Origin of the sequence: Xanthomonas sacchari, assembly GCF_040529065.1 — a bacterium.
GTDB lineage: Bacteria > Pseudomonadota > Gammaproteobacteria > Xanthomonadales > Xanthomonadaceae > Xanthomonas_A > Xanthomonas_A sacchari.
Genome location: NZ_CP132343.1, coordinates 2,358,685 through 2,376,163 on the forward strand (window position 1 = coordinate 2,358,685; position 17,479 = coordinate 2,376,163).

Here is a 17,479-nt window from a genome sequence, read left to right on the forward strand (position 1 = left end):
TTACCACTGCGTGCCGACGATACGCGGTTCCGGCTCCAGGATGACGCCGAAGCGCTCGCCCACCGAGGCGGTGATGCGCCGTGCCAGCGCCAGCAGTTCGGCACCGCTGGCCTGGCCGTGGTTGACCAGCACCAGCGCGTGCGCGGCGGACACGCCGGCATCGCCGTCGCGGTAGCCCTTCCAGCCGCAGGCCTCGATCAGCCACGCCGCCGACAGCTTGCGCTGGCTGTCGTCGTCGCCGGGAAACACCGGCAGCGCCGGGTACTCGTGCTGCAGCGCCAGCGCCTGTTCCAGCGGCAGCAGCGGGTTCTTGAAGAAGCTGCCGGCGTTGCCGAGCACGTCCGGGTCGGGCAGCTTGCGCCGGCGGATGTTGATCACCGCCTGGGCCACGTCGGGCGCACCGGGGGTGGCGATGCCCATCGCCTGCAGTTCCTCGCCGATGCCGGCGTAGTCCAGGCGCAGCGCGTGCAGCCGCGGCAGGTTGAACTCCACCGCGGCGATCAGGTAGCGGTCGGGCTGGCGCTTGAACAGGCTGTCGCGGTAGCCGAACTCGCAGGCGGCCGCGTCCAGCCGCACGAAGCGCGCATCGGCGCGGTCGTAGGCCTCGACCACGTGCACGAACTCGCCCATCTGCGCGCCGTAGGCGCCGATGTTCTGGATCGGCGCGGCGCCGACCGTGCCCGGGATCAGCGCCAGGTTCTCCAGGCCGGACAGGCCTTGCGCCAGCGACCACATCACCAGCTCGTGCCAGCCCACGCCGGCGCCGGCGCGGACGATGGCGTAATCGGCGCGGTGCTCCAGGGTGTCGATGCTGCGGTTGGCGAAGCACAGCACCACCCCGGGCGCGTCGCCGGCGAACAGCATGTTGCTGCCGCTGCCCAGCGGCAGCAGCGCGGCGCCGGCCAGTTCCGGCGCCAGCAGCGCCTCGGGCAGCGCCTCGGGCGCGAAGATCTGCAGCAGCCACGGTGCCTGCGCGGCGACGTGGAAGGTGTTGAGCGCCTGCAGCGGCGCCTGCGCGGTGAGCGACCAGGCCGTCGTGCTCATGGCGCGACCACGTCCCCGCGGCTGGGCGCTTCGCGGCGCCGGCGCATCGCCTCGACGCACTCGCCGATCAGCTCCGGACCGCGGAACACCAGCCCGCTGTAGCACTGCACCAGGGCCGCACCGGCGGCCATCTTCGCCACCGCGTCGGCGCCGGAGAGGATGCCGCCGACACCGATCAGGGGGATGCTCTCGGGCAGGCGCGCGCGCAGCCGGCGCAGCACCAGGGTGGACTGGCCCAGCAGGGGCGCGCCGGACAGGCCGCCGCTTTCGGCGCCCAGCGGCTCTTGCTCCAGGCCGGGCCGGGCGACGGTGGTATTGGTGGCGATCACCCCGTCCACCTGCAGGTCCGACAGCACCCGCGCCGCCGCGTCGATGTCGCTGTCGCTCAGGTCCGGCGCCACCTTGACCAGCATCGGCACGCGCTTGCCATGGCGCGCGGCCAGCGCTTCCTGCGCCTCGCGCAGCCGCGCGATCAGCTGCCGCAGCGCCTGTTCTTCCTGCAGTTCGCGCAGGCCGGCGGTGTTGGGCGAGGAGATGTTGACGGTGACGTAGTCGGCCAGCGCGTAGACCTTCTCCAGGCAGTGCAGGTAGTCGGACGCGGCGTCCTCGTTCGGGGTGTCCTTGTTCTTGCCGATGTTGATGCCGAGCAGGCCGCGCCGGCGCCGCGCGCGTTCGACGTTGCGCACCAGCGCGTCCACGCCCAGGTTGTTGAAGCCCATGCGGTTGATCACTGCCTGCTGCCGTGGCAGGCGGAACATGCGCGGCTGCGGATTGCCGGCCTGCGCGCGCGGGGTGACCGTGCCGATCTCGACGAAGCCGAAGCCCAGCGCCAGCAACGCGTCGATGTGCTCGCCGTTCTTGTCCAGGCCCGCGGCCAGTCCGACCGGATTGGGAAACTCCAGGCCGAAGGCGCGCGTGGGCATCGGTGCGATCGTGCGCGCCAGCAACGGATTGGTGCCGGTGCGGTAGGCCAGTTCGATCGCGCGCAGGCCCAGTGCGTGGGCGCGCTCGGCGTCGAAGGCGAACAGGAACGGTCGGGCGAGGGAATACATGGCGTGGCTCAGGTCAGCGTCCCGGCGAAGGCGCGGGTGCGGTAATGGAACGCGACGACGCCGTCGCGCTGGTGCCGGTCGAACAATGCACGCAACGCCTCCAGCATCGGCGCGTGGCGCGGGTGGCCGGGCAGCGGCGCGTAGGAGGACGACAGCAGGCGACCGCGCAGCGCCTCGAAGTCCATGCGCTGTTCGTTGGGGAACTGCGCGGTGCCGCGCAGGCCGTCGCCGAACCAGCGCTGCATGGTGGCATCGTCGTGGTAGCGCTCGGCCACCGCGCTGTAGTCGGTGCCGTACTCCAGCAGCAATTGCTCGTAGCCTTCCAGGAACGGCGTGGCGTCGAGCAGGCGCGAGTTCCAGTAGACCAGCGCCAGGCCGCCGGGGCGCAGCACCCGCGCCCATTCGCGGCGCACCGCCTCCAGGTCGAACCAGTGGAAGGCCTGTGCGGCGCTGATCAGGTCGACGCTGGCGTCGGCCAGGGTGGTGGCTTCGGCGCTGCCGTCGATGGCGCGGAACCCCGGCTGGTCCCGCAGCAATTCCTCGGCGGCCGCGCGCATCGCCGCGTTCGGCTCCACTGCCAGGGTCGGGTGCCCGGCCTGCAGGAACAGGCGGGTGGAGATCCCGGTGCCGGCGCCGATGTCGGCGACCAGCGCGTCGCGGGCCACGCCCAGCTCGCCGTGCACCCAGTCGAGCAGGGCCGGCGGATAGCTGGGGCGGTAGCGCACGTAATCGGCGACGCGGTCGCTGAAGCGCTCGCGCGGCGCGGCGGCGTCCCGGCTCACGACTGGGTGCTGGCGAACCACGCCAGCCCGCCGAAGAACAGCACGAAGGCCAGCAGCGCCAGCATGGCCAGGACCACCGCGGCCCAGCCCAGGATCAGCCCGCCCACGGCCAGGCCGTCGCCCTGGAAACGCTGCGGCTCGCGGCGGATCTGCGCGCGCGCCAGGTGCCCGGTGACGATCGCGCCGAGGCTGCCCAGCACCGGCATCAGGGTCCAGCCGAGGATGCCGGCGATCAGGCTGACCACCGCCAGGGAATTGGTTTCGCGAACGGTGCTCATCTGGACTCCTCGTGCGAGCAAGGCGGCATGCGCCAGGTGGACGCGCGCTTGCGCAGGATGGGCGAATTATCCCAGAAGCGCGCCTGGCGTGCGCCGCTCATACGGGCATGCGCCCGTGCCGCAAGGCATGCGCCCAGTGCGGCTGGCCGTTGCGCTCGGCCTGCGCGGCGGCGCTGGCGTGGTCGTAGTCGATCGCGTGCAACTGCGCGTGCCACTGGCCGTCGCGGTATTCCAGCACCGCGTAGCGCGCCTGCGGCGTGCCGGTTTCGACCCGGTGCGGTTGCGGCTGGGTCTCGGCGTAGGCGGGCAGGCCGACACTGCCGGGATTGCACAGCAGGCGCCCGTCGTCCAGGCGCAGCGTGCGTGGCAGGTGGCTGTGTCCGCACAGCACCAGCGCCGCGTGCGGGGCGTCGCCGAGCCGCTCGCGCACGCGCTGCGCATCGGCGGCGCGCAGCCGCGGCGGTTCCAGTTCGTCGAGCAGCCAACACAGGTCGTCGTGCGGCGTGCCATGGCACAGCAGCGCATGCGGCAACGACAGGGTCGGCGGCGATGCGGCCAGCCAGCGCCGCTGTGCCGGCGTCAGCTGCGCATGGGCATAGGCGTCGCTGGCGCCCATGGCCGTCGGTTCCAGTTCGCTCAACTGGCGCTCGTGGTTGCCGCGCACCGTGGGCAGCGCCAGCGGCATCAGCCGCGCGGCTGTTTCCTGCGGCCACAGCGGGCCGGAGACGATGTCGCCCAGATTGACGATCCGGTCCACGCCGCGCCGTCCGATATCCGCAAGCACGGCCTCCAGCGCGGGCAGGTTGCCGTGGATATCGGAGAGCGCGGCCAGACGCATCTTACAGATCGAACTTGATGCCCTGCGCCAGCGGCAGCGAATCGGAGTAGTTGATCGTGTTGGTCTGCCGGCGCATGTACACCTTCCACGCGTCCGAGCCGGATTCGCGGCCGCCGCCGGTGTCCTTCTCGCCGCCGAAGGCGCCGCCGATCTCGGCGCCGGAGGTGCCGATGTTGACGTTGGCGATGCCGCAGTCGCTGCCGGCCGCGGACAGGAACTTCTCCGCCGCCTTCAGGTTCTGGGTGAAGATCGACGAGGACAGGCCCTGCGGCACGCCGTTCTGCATGTCGATGGCCTCGTCCAGGGTGCTGTACTTCATCACGTACAGGATCGGCGCGAAGGTCTCGTGCTGCACCACTTCATCGCTGTTCTTCAGGCCGGTGACGATGGCTGGCAGCACGAAGTTGCCAGGACGATCCAGCGCGGTGCCGCCGGTCTCGACGGTGCCGCCGGCGGCCTTGGCCCTGGCGATCGAGTCCAGGAACTGCTCGACCGCGCCGCGGCTGTTCAGCGGGCCCATCAGGTTGGCCGGGTCGGTGGGGTCGCCGATCTTGCCTTCGACCTGCTTGTAGGCCTTGACCAGGGTCGCCAGCACGGTGTCGTAGATCGATTCGTGCACGATCAGGCGACGCGTGGTGGTGCAGCGCTGGCCGGCGGTGCCGACCGCGCCGAACACGATGCCGGGCACCGCCAGCTTCAGGTCGGCGCTCTCGTCGAGGATGATCGCGTTGTTGCCGCCCAGCTCCAGCAGGCAGCGGCCCAGGCGGCGCGCGCACTTCTCGGCCACGACGCGGCCGACCTGGGTGGAGCCGGTGAAGCTGATCAGCGGGATGCGGGTGTCCTCGACCAGGCGCTCGGACAGGGCGACGCCGGCATCGTTGATCAGGAAGAAGATGTCCGGGAAGCCGGCATCGCGCAGCGCGTCGTTGCAGATCTTCATCGACGCGATGGCGGTCAGCGGGGTCTTGTTGGACGGCTTCCAGATGCAGATGTCGCCGCAGATCGCCGCCAGGAACGCGTTCCAGCTCCACACCGCGACCGGAAAATTGAACGCGCTGATGATGCCGACCAGGCCCAGCGGCTGGTACTGCTCGTACATGCGGTGGCCGGGGCGCTCCGAGTGCAGGGTGTAGCCATAGAGCATGCGGCTCTGGCCGACCGCGAAATCGGCGATGTCGATCATCTCCTGCACTTCGCCGTCGCCTTCCGGCTTGCTCTTGCCCATTTCCAGCGCGACCAGCGAGCCCAGCGCGTCCTTGTGCTTGCGCAGCGCCTCGCCGCACAGCCGCACCGCCTCGCCGCGGCGCGGGGCCGGGGTGGTGCGCCAGATCTTGAACGCGGCCTGGGCGCGGGCGATCACCGTCTCGTAGTCCTGCTCGGTGGTGGCCTGCACCTCGGCGATGATGGCGTTGCTCGACGGGTTCAGCGGCTGCAGTACGCCGGCGCCGGTGGCGCTGGACCACTCGCCGTTGCCGAGATAGGTGCCGGAGTTGGTGGCGGCGAGGCCGAGCGCCTTGAGCAGGTCAGCGGACATGGAATCTCCTGGGTTCGTTGCGACAGGGAAGGCGACCGCAGGCGGGGGACGCGGGACGCGCGGCCGGCAATTTTAGCAGACCGCACGCAGCCGGCCGCTGCCGCTCGCCGGGCTGGGTGCCTTGTGAGCGCAAAAGCCCACCGGCGTGCCGGCGTGGCGGCTGCGCCACGTGCCTCGGCAGGCAAAGAGGGAGGACAGAGGGAGGGGGCGCTGCCGGCACGGGTGCCGCTGCCGCCGACATGAACGAAATGGTGACCCCGGCGCGATTCGAACGCACGACCTGTCCCTTAGGAGGGGACCGCTCTATCCAGCTGAGCTACGGGGCCATTGGCCTGCGGGGGATTCTACGACGCTGAATCGCGCGTTGTCGCCCCGGCCTGCAATAACGTCCTCTACACCTTGTGCCGACGCGGGCTGAGCATCGCCCTGCGTAGGCTGCGGACGTCGGCCACTGCGTCTGGCGGCGATTCGCGCTGCGATCCCGCGTTGTTGCAGGGGCGACACATGACGGACGCAGTCGCGTCCGCCACGTCCGCTACAAGCGTCCCGACCGCAGTTCCTGCGGCGGGACGATCGCCGCCGCGCATCGGCGGTCCTGGTCGCTGCGGGCTGGCGTGATCGCCGGTTGTCCGGCATGACCGCAGCGATTCCCACCCCTATGCGAAGCAGGAGTCACAGATGAAAACAGCAATGAAGATGGTCCTGGTCGGTTCGATGCTGGCTGCCCTGGCAGCGTGCAAGCGCGATGGCGACCAACCGGCCACCGATCCGAATGCGGCCAATCCGCCGGCCGCGGCCGATGGCAGCCCGGCAGGCGGCAGCACCGCTCCAGCAGGCAGTACCGCGCCGGCGGGCAGCACCAGTGGCGACGCCAGCGGCACCGCGACTGGCACCACCGGCACCGATGCCGGCCAGGGCACGATGCAGGGGCAGGACGGCACGTCGCCGACCACCCCGAAGGACCCGGCCAACCCTGATCCGCAGCAGCCGCCGCAGACGCCGCCGGCGGATCAGAAGCAGCAGTAAGGCTTGCGCAAGCGCGCGGCGCCACGGGCGTCGCGCGCTTGGTCGGTGCGCATCGTCCGGTACGGGGCGCATCGGCATTTTCCGCGTGCTCGCTTGCGATGCAACCCGGCGCAACACCGGGTTTTTCGAGCTTTCGCGATAGTCACTTTTGCAACCGTCTTGTTCGGCCGCCTGGTCGATGCTGCGGTTGCACACGTGGCGCTTGACAGCGCCCCGGCGCATGATGTCCTCTTGCGTCCATGCCTCTGGTCCACGCCCTCATCGCCACCTCGCTTCCGCGCTCGCTTCGGCACGCGGCTGCGGTTGCTGCGGGCATTACCACCGGTATTACCACCCTCACCATTCGCCCGGTGCGGCCCGTCGTCTTCGTCTGATCGTCGAACACCACGGCCCCGCACCCGGATCAGGATGCGGGGGACACCCTCGGCCTGATGCGAGCGGGGCCTCCACTCCGAGGTCTCCCATGTCGTCCCCCGCCGTCGCTCCCGCTGTTGCCGTTTCGCCCGATTCCGCCGTCGATCCCGCGCTCGCCGCCGCCACCGTCGTGCACAAGTTCGGCGGCACCTCGGTGGCCGATGCCGAACGCTACCGCCATGTCGCGCAACTGCTGCTGGCGCGCCCGGAGCGGTTCCAGGTCACCGTCGTCTCGGCGATGAAGGGCGTCACCGATGCCTTGATCGGCCTGGCCGAGCTGGCCGCGCGCGGCCACGGCGACTGGCGCGAGCGCTGGCACGAAACCCGCGCCCGCCATCGCGCCGCCGCCGTGGCGCTGCTCGGCGAGCACGCCGGCGCCACGGTGGAATGGCTGGACGCGCGCTTCGAGCACCTGGCCGAGATCCTCGCCGCGCTGGCGGTGATCGGCGAGCTGCCGCGGGAAGTGCTGGATCGCGTGCAGGGCCTGGGCGAGGTGTATTCGGCGCAACTGCTGGGCGACCACCTGCAGGCGCTGGGCGAGGACTGCGCGGTGCTGGACGCGCGCGAGGTGCTGGTGGTCGACCGCGGCGAGCTGGGCGTCGACGTGGACTGGGAAGCCAGCGCGCAGCGCCTGGCGCAGTGGCGCGCGCAGCACCCGCAGCAGCGCATCGTGGTCACCGGCTTCGTCGCCCGCGACCGCGCCGGCCGCATCACCACGCTCGGCCGCAACGGCAGCGACTACTCCGGCGCGATCTTCGCCGCGCTGTTCGAGGCGGCGGAACTGCATATCTGGACCGACGTCGACGGCGTGCTCTCGGCCGACCCGCGGGTGGTGCCCGAGGCGGTGCAACTGGAGACGCTCAGCTACGACGAAGCCTGCGAACTGGCGTACTTCGGCGCCAAGGTGGTGCATCCGCAGACCATGTCGCCGGCGATCGAGCGCGGCCTGCCGATCATCATCCGCAACACCTTCCAGCCCGAGCACCCGGGCACCCGCATCACCGCCAGCAGCGCCACCAGCGGCCCGATCAAGGGCCTGACCCTGAGCCCGGACCTGGCCGTGCTGAATCTGGAAGGCACCGGCCTGATCGGCGTGCCCGGCACCGCCGAACGCGTGTTCGCCGCGCTGCGCAACGCGCGGGTATCGGTGGTGATGATCTCGCAGGGTTCTTCCGAACATTCCATCTGCTGCGTGGTGCGGCAGAACGAGGCCGAGCGTGCGCGCGATGCGGTGCTCTCGGCCTTCGCCCACGAACTGGTGGTGGGCCAGGTGCAGCGCGTGCAACTGACCACCGGCATCAGCGTGCTGGCCGCGGTCGGCGACGGCATGGCCGGCCAGCCCGGCGTGGCCGCGCGCCTGTTCGAATCGCTCGGCCGCGCCCAGGTCAACATCCTGGCGATCGCGCAGGGCTCGTCCGAGCGCAACATCTCCGTGGCCATCGACAGCGCGCACGCGACCAAGGCGCTGCGCGCCGCGCATGCCGGCTTCTGGCTGTCGCCGCAGACCTTCTCGGTCGGCGTGATCGGGCCGGGCAACGTCGGTGCCGCGCTGCTGGACCAGTTGCGCGCGGCGCAGCCGCAATTGCTGGCCAAGGCCAACCTTGACCTGCGCCTGCGCGCGGTCGCCTCGCGCAGCACGATGCGCCTGGAGCCGCGCGCCTTCGCCGGCGACTGGCGGCAGGCGCTGGCGGCCGGGCAGCAGCCGACCGATCTGGACGCGTTCACCGCGCACCTGTTGTCGGCGCATCTGCCGCATGCGGTGATCATCGACTGCAGCGGCAGCGCCGACGTCGCCGACCGCTATGCCGGCTGGCTGGCCGCCGGCATCCACGTGGTGACCCCGAACAAACAGGCCGGCGCCGGGCCGCTGCCGCGCTTCCACGCGATCCGCGCCGCGGCCGCGGCCAGCGGCGCGCGTTTCCGCTACGAGGCCACGGTCGGCGCCGGCCTGCCGGTGATCACCACCTTGCGCGACCTGGTCGATACCGGCGACGCCGTCACCGCGATCGAAGGCATCTTCTCCGGCACCCTGGCCTGGCTGTTCAACAAGTACGACGGCAGCGTGCCGTTCGCGCAGCTGGTGGCCGAGGCGCGCGGCATGGGCTACACCGAACCGGACCCGCGCGACGACCTGTCCGGCACCGACGTGGCGCGCAAGCTGGTGATCCTGGCGCGCGAGGCCGGGCACGAACTGAGCCTGGAGGACGTGGCAGTGGAAAGCCTGGTGCCGGAAGCGCTGCGGCAGGCCAGCGTGGACGATTTCATGGCGCGCCTGCACGAAGTCGATGCCGTCTTCGCGCAGCGCCTGCAGGCGGCCAAGGCGCGCGGCTGCGTGCTGCGCTACGTGGCGCGGCTGGCGCCGGGCCATGCGCCCAGCGTGGGCCTGGTGGAACTGCCGGCCGACCATGCCTTCGCCAACCTGCGCCTGACCGACAACGTCGTGCAGTTCACCACGCGCCGCTACTGCAATAATCCGCTGGTGGTACAGGGGCCGGGCGCCGGTCCCGAAGTGACCGCCGCCGGCGTGTTCGCCGACCTGCTGCGGGTGGCGGCGGGCGAGGGCGCGCGCCTGTGAGCCGGATGCAGACGCTGCCGGCTCACACCGTTGGCACGGTCGCGCCGACGCAGGCCCGCGCGTTCGCGCCGGCCTCGGTGGCCAACGTGGCAGTGGGGTTCGACCTGCTGGGCTACGCGGTGGAGGGTGTCGGCGACACGGTGACGGTGCGCCGCATCGATGCGCCCGAGGTGCGCATCGCTGCGATCCGCGGCACGACCGTGGCCTTGCCGTTGGAGGCGGCGCGCAATACCGCCGGTGCCGCGCTGATGTCGTTGCGCGAGGCCTTGGCGCTGCCGTTCGGCTTCGAACTGGAGATCGACAAGGGTATCCCGCTCAGTTCCGGCATGGGCGGCTCGGCCGCCTCGTGCGTGGCCGCGCTGGTGGCGGCCAATGCCTTGTTGCCCGAGCCGCTATCGCGCGATGCACTGTATCGCTACGCGCTGGACGGCGAGGCGGTGGCCAGCGGCAGCCGCCACGGCGACAACCTCGGCCCGATGCTGCTGGGCGGGCTGGTGCTGTCGACCCTGGAGCGGCTGGTGCCGGTACCGGTGCCAAGCGGCTGGCACAGCCTGCTGGTGCACCCGGATGCGACGTTGGAGACGCGCCATGCGCGCGCTGCGTTGGCCGGGGAATACCGGCTCGGCGAGTTCGTGGCGCAGAGCGCGAACCTGGCGTTGGTGTTGGCCGGTTGCCATGCCGGCGACGAGGCGCTGGTACGCGCCGGCCTGCGCGACGTGCTGATCGAGCCACGCCGTGCGCCTTTGATCGTCGGCTTCGACGCGGCCAAGGCAGCGGCGCTGTCGGCGGGGGCGATGGGCGCGGGCATTTCCGGCGCTGGTCCCAGCGTCTTCGCCTGGTTCGCCAGCCGCGCCGAGGCGGAGGCGGCTGCACCGGCGGTGCAGTCGGCTTTCGCGGATGCGGGCTTCGGCAGCCAGCATTGGGTTTCGCCGCTGCAGTGTGCGGGCGCGATGTTGCTGTAGCCACTTATTGGAGCGGTGCGTTGTCGGCGCCGCTGTTGTTAGTGTCGTTGCTGTTGCTGTTGCTGATTTCGAATTTGCTGTTGCTGTTGCTGATTTCGAATTTGCTGTTGCTGTTGCTGTCGCTGTTGCTTTGGTCGTTGCTTTGCTGTTGCTGTTGCCGTACCGGGTTCCCTTCCGAAGCGGCGGCCATCGCGGGGAAAAACCCGAAGGGCGGCGTACATGGATGTACGCCGTCCGCGGCAGGGGCAGGATGCCCCTTCCGCGGATCCCCGCGATGGACGCGGACCCGGAGCGCGCAGCGCGGAGGGCGCGAGGCAGGGCGCGCTTTCTTTTGGTTACTTTTCTTTGCGCGAGCAAAGAAAAGTAACTCGCCGCAAGGCGAAAGCTGTTGCTGTTGCTTGATTTTTGCGTGTCGGACGAGCGGAACTTGTAGGAGCGGCTTCAGCCGCGACAGATGCTCCGCCTGTCGGTCTATGTCGCGCCTGAAGCCGCTGTTACGCAGAGCATCAAAGCAACAGCTTCCGCTAACGCGGGTCACTTTTCTTTGCTTGTGCAAAGAAAAGTAACCAAAAGAAAGCACACCCCGCAGCGCGCCCTCCGCGCTGACGCGCTCCGGGTCCGCAGCCACGACGGGCATTTTTCGACGGCACATCCATGTGCCGGCGAAAAACGACGCGCATCCTGCGCGTCGCCCTCCGGGTATTCGCCCGCCGCGGCTGCCGCGCCGAGGGGGCCCCGGGTGAAGCAGAAGCGCAACAGCCAAAGCAACAGCAACAGCTAGAGCAACAGCCAAAGCCAAAGCCAAAGCCAAAGCCAAAGCCAAGAATGCCAGTGCGATCGAAATTCCCCTGCCGATGGAACCCCCATGAACTTCATTTCCACCCGTAACGCCGCACCCGCCGTCTCGCTCAGCCAGGCCATCGCCGCCGGCCTCGCCCCCGATGGTGGCCTGTACGTGCCCGAGCGCATGCCCGCCGCCCGCGACCTGCGCGCCGGTGCCAGCCTTGCCGAGACCGCCGCGGAGCTGCTGGCGCCGTTCTTCGAGGGCGACGCCCTGGCCGCGGAACTGCCGGCGATCTGCGCCGAAGCCTTCGACTTCCCTGCGCCCCTGCAGCCGCTGGCCACCCCCGGCGACCACGCGCTGGAGTTGTTCCATGGGCCGACTGCCGCGTTCAAGGACTTCGGCGCCCGTTTCCTGGCGGCCTGCCTGACCCGCCTGCGGCGCGGTGCGGCGACGCCGCTGACCATCCTGGTCGCCACCTCCGGCGATACCGGCGCCGCGGTCGCGGCCGCGTTCCATCGCCAGCCCGGGCTGCGCGTGGTGGTGCTGTATCCGGACGGGCGCGTGTCGCCGCGGCAAGCGCATCAACTCGGCTGCTTCGGCGACAACATCCACGCCCTGCGCGTGGCTGGCTCCTTCGACGACTGCCAGGCGCTGGTCAAGCAAGCCCTGAACGATGCCGAGCTGCAGGCGCAGGCGCCGTTGAGTTCGGCCAACAGCATCAGCCTGGGGCGCTTGTTGCCGCAGATGAGCTATTACTCGCATGCAGCGCTGCAGCACCACGCCGCGCATGCGCAGCCGCTGAACCTGGTGGTGCCCACCGGCAACCTGGGCAATGCGCTGGCCGCGATCCTGGCGCGGACGCTGGGCGTGCCACTGGGCCGGATCGTGCTGGCCACCAACGCCAACCGCGTGCTGCCGGACTTCTTCGCCGGCGCCGACTATGCGCCGCAGCCCAGTGTGGCGACCCTGGCCAATGCGATGGACGTCGGCGCGCCGAGCAACGTCGAGCGTCTGCGCTGGCTGTACCAGGGGGACGACGCCACGCTGCGTACCCAGTTCCAGGCCTACTCGGTGGACGATGCGCAGATCCGCCAGACCATCGGCGAGCGCTTCCGCCGCTACGGCGAGGTGCATTGCCCGCACACCGCCACCGCGCTGCACGTGCTGCAGCAACTGCGCGCCGAGGGCGCCGAGGCCGACGCCGGCGACTGGGCGGTGGCGGCCACTGCGCATCCGGCCAAGTTCGAAGGGGTGGTGGAGCCGCTGATCGGGCAGCCGGTGCCGGTGCCGCCGGCATTGGCGGCGTTGCTGCAGCGGCCGGCGCAGGCCGAGCCGATCGCGCCGGACTACGCGGCCTTGCGCGCGCGATTGCTGGCCGGCTGAGCGGCACGTGGGCGATGTCGCCTGCGCACGTGTGGCTCAGTCGGACGGCTGCAGCCGCTGCCAGGCGGCCAGGACGATGCCGCGCACCTGCAGCCAGTCCAGGCGCGAGCGCGGGTGGTCGCGCAGGAACACGTCGCGCAGTTGCGCGACCACGTCCTCCACGCGTTGGCCGTGGTACTTGAGGTAGGCGTCGTAGGCCAGCTTCAGCGCCGGCTCGTAGTCGTGGAACGTGTAACCAGGCTGATGGAAGGGGCTGTGTACGAACTGCGCCTTCCAGAACTCCAGTTCGCGCTCGCGATCCAGCATCACGCAGGCGCGCGAGGCGTGTTGCATCTCGATGGCGACGGCCATGTTGGCCCTCCGAGTGGTCCCCCCCACCGGCACCGCGGCGGCGCCGCAGGTGTATTGCGCACGCAGTCTAAGCCGGCAGGACGCCGCTGCCGCGAGGGCCGGCTGAAGCGTTCAGAGCGGGCGCGGCGGCAGCGTTGCACGCGCTGGCAGGCAGGCGACCCGTCGGCCGCCAGCGGAGGTTACACGGTTGTCCACACGCGATGTGGAGCGTTGCCCTGGAATCCTGTGGATAACTGGCCAGGCGCCGCACGGCGTCAGTGCCTGCAGCGGCGTGGCGAAAAAATCGCCACCTCGGTCCGCTCAGTCTTCGTCCGACGCCAGCCGGTGCAGCGCGGCGAAGTCGCGGATCTCGACCACGTGCAGTTGCGGCAAGGCGATCAGGCCCTGTTGGCGCAGCTTGGTGAAGGTGCGGCTGACCGTTTCCATGGTCAGGCCGAGATGGTCGGCGATGTCGCCGCGGCCCATCGGCAGCACCACCTTGTTGCCGGCATCGCCCTGGCGTGCGGCGCGGGCGGCGAGCTTGAGCAGGAAATCGGCCAGTTTCTCGGCCGGTTGCAGACGCGCCAGCGCCAGCGCCGCGTCCTGCGCCGCGTCCAGTTCCAGGCAGGCGCGCTGGAGCAGCTTGCGCTCCAGGTGCGGAAACTGGCTGCGCAACTGCTGCATCTGCGCCACCGGCACCCGGCACACCCGGCTGTCGGCGATGGCTTCGATGTCGTGGCGGTGCCGGGCCGATTCGCTCAGGCCCACGTAGTCGCCGGGCAGCACGAAGCCTGCCACCTGGCGACGGCCGTCGGCGAGGGTACGGACCAGGCGCAGCGCGCCGGCGGTGACGGTATAGACCGCCTGCCGCGCCTCGCCGGTGCGCGCCAGGGTGGCGCCGGCGGAGTAGGTCAGCGAGGTGGTGACCCGTTCCAGCGCCTGCACCTCGTCGCAGGCCAGCGCCGAGCAGATCGCCAGGTGGCGGACCGCGCAATGCAGGCATTCGTTGCCGTGCGGCGCGCGCGGGGCGGCCGGTTCGGCGTAGGGCAGGGCGAATCCGGAAGGAGGCCTGTTCATGGGCGTGGCAGCGGCTTCGGCACCCGCGAATGATACGCCGATGCGGTCGGGCGTGGCCGGTGCGGCTAGAATTGGCATCCCGCTCGCCCCCGAATCGCAGGAGTTCCGCACGTGATCAAGCCCCGTACGCCGCCCGGCATCATGGAATTGCTGCCGCTCGAGCAGATCGCGTTCCAGCGCATGCTGGACGTCATCCGCCGCAATTACGAGCGGTTCGGGTTCCTGCCGGTGGAGACGCCGGTGTTCGAGCTGTCCGATGTGCTGCTGACCAAGTCCGGCGGCGAGACCGAGCGCCAGGTGTACTTCGTGCAGTCCACCGGCGCGCTGGCCAATGCCGCGGCCGAGGGCGCCGAGGGCGGGCTGCCGGAACTGGCGCTGCGCTTCGACCTGACCGTCCCGCTGGCCCGCTATGTGGCCGAGCACGAGCACGAGCTGAGCTTCCCGTTCCGCCGCTACCAGATGCAGCGCGTGTACCGCGGCGAGCGCGCCCAGCGCGGTCGTTTCCGTGAGTTCTACCAGTGCGACATCGACGTGATCGGCAAGGACGCGCTGAGCATCCGCTACGACGCCGAGGTGCTGGCGGTGATCCACGCGGTGTTCGCCGAGCTGGGCATCGGCGATTTCGCCGTGCAGTTGAACAACCGCAAGCTGATGCGCGGCTTCTTCGAGAGCCTGGGCGTGGCCGAGGGCGAGCGCCAGCTCGCGGTGCTGCGCGAGGTCGACAAGCTGGACAAGCGCGGCGCCGACTACGTGCGCGAGACGCTCACCGGCGAGGGCTTCGGCATTCCCGCCGCGCAGGTGCAGCGCATCCTCGACTTCGTTGCGGTGCGCTCCAGCGGGCATGCCGATGCGCTGGCGCGGCTGCAGGCGCTGGAGGCCGACGCCGCTTCCAGTGCGATCCTGCGCGAGGGCGTGGCCGAACTGCGCGAGGTGCTGGCGCTGGTCAAGGCGCTGGGCGTGCCGGAGAGCGCTTACTGCCTGAACTTCTCCATCGCCCGCGGCCTGGACTACTACACCGGCACCGTCTACGAGACCCTGCTGACCGACTACCCGCAGATCGGCTCGATCTGCTCGGGCGGCCGCTACGAGGACCTGGCCAGCCACTACAGCAAGTCCAAGCTGCCCGGCGTGGGCATCTCCATCGGCCTGACCCGGCTGTTCTGGCAGTTGCGCGAGGCCGGGCTGATCGACGGCATCGCCTCCAGCAGCGTGCAGGCGATGGTGGCGCTGATGGACGAGGCCAAGCTCGACGACGCGCTGGACATCGCGCGGCGCCTGCGCGCCGGCGGCATCAACACCGAAGTGCAGATGGAGCCGAAGAAGATCGGCAAGCAGTTCCAGTACGCGGCCCGCGCCGGCATCCGCTTCGTGGTGCTGGCCGGCGACGACGAACTGGCGCGCGGCGTGGTCGCGGTCAAGGACCTGCTGCGCGAGCAGCAGTTCGAGGTCGCCCGCGACGAGCTGGCCAGCACGCTGCAGGTGGAACTGGAGCAGGCCAAGGTCATGGCCTGAGTCTGTCGGCGGCCGGCGACGGCCGCCGCGCTGTGCAGGATTCTCGTAGGAGCGGCGTCAGCCGCGACCAGCATGGCCGGTAAACCCGGCCGTGGCTGATCCCCAAGCGCGGGCTACAGCAGGCCCGCGCCCTGCAGCATCGCCTTCAGCGCACGCCGCTGCGCGGCGTCGTCCGCCGGCCACCCATGCAATTGCGCGACCATCTTGCCGTCGCGCACCAGAAAGAACGTCGGCATGCGCCATTCGCGCGGCAACAGCGGCCATTCCTCCACGTCGTAGAGCGGGTGCAGCGGCGTCTGCGGCTGCGCCTGGTTCCAGGCGCGCAGTGCCTCCAGGTCCTCGCTGCCGGGTGGCAGGGTCAGCCACAGCGCATGGCGGCGGAACGCCGGGCCCAGTTCGGGATCGGCGGCAATGGCGCGTGCGGCGTCGGCGGCGAAATGGCAGCCGGCGGTGACCAGGAGTTGGGTCGGCCCCAGATCGATGCGCTGCCGGTGCAGGGTGCGGCCATCGGCGTCCAGCGACCAGAGCGTCGGCCCTTGCGTCGCTGCGCCCAGGCGGTCCTCGAAGCGCAGCCAATGCGGCCAGTCGGCGCTGCCGCCATCGGCCAGCAGGCGCCGTGCGTCGTCCACACGATGCGCGAGCAGCAGCGCGTTGCCGGCGTCGTCCACCTGCGCCGCGCTGGCCTGGCCGCGGTGCCGCAACTGCGCCAACACCTGCAGTTGCGTGTCCAGTCCCGCCGGGGTGGGGCGCAGCGCGTAGGTCGCGACGACGGCCCGATACAGAAGGTCCAGCGCGGTATCGTCCGATTGCGCGAGGGCCGCCGGGTCGAATGCTTCGGGCAGGGCGCTGCGCACGGCGGGCCAGGGATCGCGTCCAGTGCGGCGCAGGCCGTCCAGATTCCGGTTGTAGATGTTGTAGCGGCGCTCCAGGTCGCCGATGGGGGCGGCGGGATCGTGGGCACGCGGCTGCGTCGCCCAGTGCGGCAAGCTCTCGGCGTAGCGCTCGGCGCCGAACAGGGCCAGCAGTGCGCGGCCCTGTTCGCGGGTGAGCTGCGGCAGATCCTGTGTATCGAATCCGCCCAGGCCGTTGCGCCCGAACACCAGGCCGTCGAGAAAGCGCTCGCGGGCGCCGGGCGTGAGGGCGTCCAGGGGCGTGGCCTGGCCGGCGTGGGCGCGCAGGTAGGCCTGGAGCTGGGCGGTGGAGCGGATCGGCAGTCCTGGCGCAGTGGCCGCGGTGTCGCCGCTTGCGGCTCCTTGGACGGGAGGCGCTGGCGGCGGCTGCGCCACTGCCTGTGTCACCAAGCAAAGGGCAAGAGCAGCAAAACACGCATGGCGCATGCGGCACTCCAGAAGGGGCAGCGGTTAGTGCCGATCCTAGCGGCTGCCGGGTACTCCTTCCATGCGCTGCCGGTGGCGTCTGCACGCGGCGTGAGGCCGGATCGCGGCAACGCGTAGGGCGCCAGAACCCGCAACAGGATAGCCCGGAGGCTGAATGCCAGGTCGTTGCGACCCACGCAGGCTTGACCTTGTAACAGTGTGCTATTACATTAGCGCAATGAAACAACGTCCCGTCCCTGCAGCAGACCGCGATGGCGACGCCTCGTTCAAGGCGTTGGCGCGTACCCTGGCCCAGCTCGGCAAGCCGCAGGAAGTGGCGGCGTTCCTGCAGGACCTGTGCACGCCGGCCGAGCTGGAAGCGATGGCGGACCGCTGGCGGGTGGTGCCGCTGCTGCTCAAGGGCGTGCCGTACCGCGAGATCCACGACCTGACCCAGGTCAGCGTCACCACCATCGGCCGTGTCGCACGGACCCTGGAATACGGCGCCGGCGGCTATGCCGCGGCGCTGCGCCGGCAGACGGCGCGCCCCTCCGATTCCCACTGAGATGTCC

The 17,479-nt window shown here is 70.5% G+C and carries 16 protein-coding genes and 1 tRNA gene; 6 read left to right on the forward strand and 11 right to left on the reverse strand.

All coding sequences use genetic code 11. From position 1 onward, the window contains the following. The 7 genes from murB to RAB71_RS10030 all read right to left on the reverse strand — a co-directional run bounded on the left by murB (position 1) and on the right by RAB71_RS10030 (position 5,854). Entirely contained in the window at positions 1 to 1,044 is a 1,044-nt protein-coding gene (murB, locus tag RAB71_RS10000; RefSeq protein ID WP_010340032.1) for a UDP-N-acetylmuramate dehydrogenase, read from the reverse strand. Further along, a complete protein-coding gene (locus tag RAB71_RS10005; protein WP_010340031.1) occupies positions 1,041 to 2,096 on the reverse strand; it encodes a quinone-dependent dihydroorotate dehydrogenase in 1,056 nt (351 codons plus the stop codon). The genes murB and RAB71_RS10005 overlap by 4 nt, the downstream gene beginning before the upstream one ends. An 8-nt stretch (positions 2,097 to 2,104) precedes the next feature. After that, positions 2,105 to 2,878, reverse strand: a complete 774-nt coding sequence (locus RAB71_RS10010; RefSeq protein WP_010340030.1) for a class I SAM-dependent methyltransferase — start codon at positions 2,876 to 2,878, stop codon at positions 2,105 to 2,107. Next, positions 2,875 to 3,156, reverse strand: a complete 282-nt coding sequence (locus RAB71_RS10015; protein WP_010340029.1) for a DUF4190 domain-containing protein — start codon at positions 3,154 to 3,156, stop codon at positions 2,875 to 2,877. The genes RAB71_RS10010 and RAB71_RS10015 overlap by 4 nt, the downstream gene beginning before the upstream one ends. Before the next feature lie 97 nt (positions 3,157 to 3,253). Beyond that, positions 3,254 to 3,994 carry a metallophosphoesterase gene (locus tag RAB71_RS10020; protein ID WP_010340028.1) on the reverse strand — a complete coding sequence of 247 codons (741 nt, stop codon included), beginning with the start codon at positions 3,992 to 3,994 and terminating at the stop codon, positions 3,254 to 3,256. A 1-nt stretch (position 3,995) separates the two neighbouring features. Further along, positions 3,996 to 5,528: an aldehyde dehydrogenase family protein gene (locus RAB71_RS10025; RefSeq protein WP_010340027.1), complete on the reverse strand. Its 1,533-nt coding sequence runs from the start codon at positions 5,526 to 5,528 to the stop codon at positions 3,996 to 3,998. Positions 5,529 to 5,777: 249 nt separating this feature from the next. After that, positions 5,778 to 5,854: transfer RNA gene (locus tag RAB71_RS10030), tRNA-Arg, on the reverse strand. 352 nt (positions 5,855 to 6,206) lie between these two features. Between RAB71_RS10030 and RAB71_RS10035 the strand changes: the two genes are divergently transcribed. The 3 genes from RAB71_RS10035 (at position 6,207) to RAB71_RS10045 (ending at position 10,505) form a co-directional block, all read left to right on the forward strand. Continuing rightward, positions 6,207 to 6,554, forward strand: a complete 348-nt coding sequence (locus RAB71_RS10035; RefSeq protein ID WP_234006561.1) for a hypothetical protein — start codon at positions 6,207 to 6,209, stop codon at positions 6,552 to 6,554. Positions 6,555 to 7,017: 463 nt separating this feature from the next. Continuing rightward, positions 7,018 to 9,543, forward strand: coding sequence for a bifunctional aspartate kinase/homoserine dehydrogenase I (gene thrA / locus RAB71_RS10040; protein ID WP_029561671.1), 2,526 nt, complete (start codon positions 7,018 to 7,020; stop codon positions 9,541 to 9,543). A gap of 5 nt (positions 9,544 to 9,548) precedes the next feature. Then, positions 9,549 to 10,505: a homoserine kinase gene (locus RAB71_RS10045; RefSeq protein WP_010340024.1), complete on the forward strand. Its 957-nt coding sequence runs from the start codon at positions 9,549 to 9,551 to the stop codon at positions 10,503 to 10,505. Between the two features lie 4 nt (positions 10,506 to 10,509). On the opposite strand, the gene RAB71_RS10050 is transcribed toward RAB71_RS10045, so the two are convergent. Then, positions 10,510 to 11,142, reverse strand: a complete 633-nt coding sequence (locus RAB71_RS10050) for a hypothetical protein (RefSeq protein ID WP_146095613.1) — start codon at positions 11,140 to 11,142, stop codon at positions 10,510 to 10,512. 228 nt (positions 11,143 to 11,370) lie between these two features. On the opposite strand from RAB71_RS10050, the gene thrC reads away from it, so the two are divergent. Next, positions 11,371 to 12,672: a threonine synthase gene (gene thrC / locus RAB71_RS10055; protein ID WP_010340755.1), complete on the forward strand. Its 1,302-nt coding sequence runs from the start codon at positions 11,371 to 11,373 to the stop codon at positions 12,670 to 12,672. 36 nt (positions 12,673 to 12,708) lie between these two features. Here the strand turns inward: thrC and RAB71_RS10060 are convergent, their stop codons facing one another. Together RAB71_RS10060 and RAB71_RS10065 are read right to left on the reverse strand one after the other, a co-directional pair. Next, positions 12,709 to 13,023, reverse strand: a complete 315-nt coding sequence (locus RAB71_RS10060) for a hypothetical protein (RefSeq protein WP_010340756.1) — start codon at positions 13,021 to 13,023, stop codon at positions 12,709 to 12,711. 300 nt (positions 13,024 to 13,323) lie between these two features. Then, the gene (locus RAB71_RS10065; protein WP_010340758.1) at positions 13,324 to 14,079 is read right to left on the reverse strand and encodes a Crp/Fnr family transcriptional regulator; all 756 of its coding nucleotides are present in this window, start codon (positions 14,077 to 14,079) and stop codon (positions 13,324 to 13,326) included. Between the two features lie 111 nt (positions 14,080 to 14,190). Here RAB71_RS10065 and hisS point away from each other — a divergent pair, with 111 nt between their 5' ends. Further along, a complete protein-coding gene (hisS, locus tag RAB71_RS10070; RefSeq protein ID WP_010340760.1) occupies positions 14,191 to 15,591 on the forward strand; it encodes a histidine--tRNA ligase in 1,401 nt (466 codons plus the stop codon). Between the two features lie 113 nt (positions 15,592 to 15,704). Here the strand turns inward: hisS and RAB71_RS10075 are convergent, their stop codons facing one another. Next, positions 15,705 to 16,877 carry a hypothetical protein gene (locus RAB71_RS10075; RefSeq protein ID WP_010340762.1) on the reverse strand — a complete coding sequence of 391 codons (1,173 nt, stop codon included), beginning with the start codon at positions 16,875 to 16,877 and terminating at the stop codon, positions 15,705 to 15,707. Between the two features lie 268 nt (positions 16,878 to 17,145). On the opposite strand from RAB71_RS10075, the gene RAB71_RS10080 reads away from it, so the two are divergent. Continuing rightward, the gene (locus RAB71_RS10080; protein ID WP_010340764.1) at positions 17,146 to 17,472 is read left to right on the forward strand and encodes a YerC/YecD family TrpR-related protein; all 327 of its coding nucleotides are present in this window, start codon (positions 17,146 to 17,148) and stop codon (positions 17,470 to 17,472) included. The last annotated feature ends 7 nt before the right edge of the window (positions 17,473 to 17,479 follow it).

Coding starts and splice junctions, on each gene's coding strand:
- murB (WP_010340032.1), bottom strand. CDS start 1,044: ATGAGCACGACGGCCTGGTCGCTCACCGCGCAGGCGCCGCTGCAGGCG.
- RAB71_RS10005 (WP_010340031.1), bottom strand. CDS start 2,096: ATGTATTCCCTCGCCCGACCGTTCCTGTTCGCCTTCGACGCCGAGCGC.
- RAB71_RS10015 (WP_010340029.1), bottom strand. CDS start 3,156: ATGAGCACCGTTCGCGAAACCAATTCCCTGGCGGTGGTCAGCCTGATC.
- RAB71_RS10020 (WP_010340028.1), bottom strand. CDS start 3,994: ATGCGTCTGGCCGCGCTCTCCGATATCCACGGCAACCTGCCCGCGCTG.
- RAB71_RS10025 (WP_010340027.1), bottom strand. CDS start 5,528: ATGTCCGCTGACCTGCTCAAGGCGCTCGGCCTCGCCGCCACCAACTCC.
- RAB71_RS10035 (WP_234006561.1), top strand. CDS start 6,207: ATGAAAACAGCAATGAAGATGGTCCTGGTCGGTTCGATGCTGGCTGCC.
- thrA (WP_029561671.1), top strand. CDS start 7,018: ATGTCGTCCCCCGCCGTCGCTCCCGCTGTTGCCGTTTCGCCCGATTCC.
- RAB71_RS10045 (WP_010340024.1), top strand. CDS start 9,549: ATGCAGACGCTGCCGGCTCACACCGTTGGCACGGTCGCGCCGACGCAG.
- RAB71_RS10050 (WP_146095613.1), bottom strand. CDS start 11,142: ATGCCCGTCGTGGCTGCGGACCCGGAGCGCGTCAGCGCGGAGGGCGCG.
- thrC (WP_010340755.1), top strand. CDS start 11,371: ATGAACTTCATTTCCACCCGTAACGCCGCACCCGCCGTCTCGCTCAGC.
- RAB71_RS10060 (WP_010340756.1), bottom strand. CDS start 13,023: ATGGCCGTCGCCATCGAGATGCAACACGCCTCGCGCGCCTGCGTGATG.
- RAB71_RS10065 (WP_010340758.1), bottom strand. CDS start 14,079: ATGAACAGGCCTCCTTCCGGATTCGCCCTGCCCTACGCCGAACCGGCC.
- RAB71_RS10080 (WP_010340764.1), top strand. CDS start 17,146: ATGAAACAACGTCCCGTCCCTGCAGCAGACCGCGATGGCGACGCCTCG.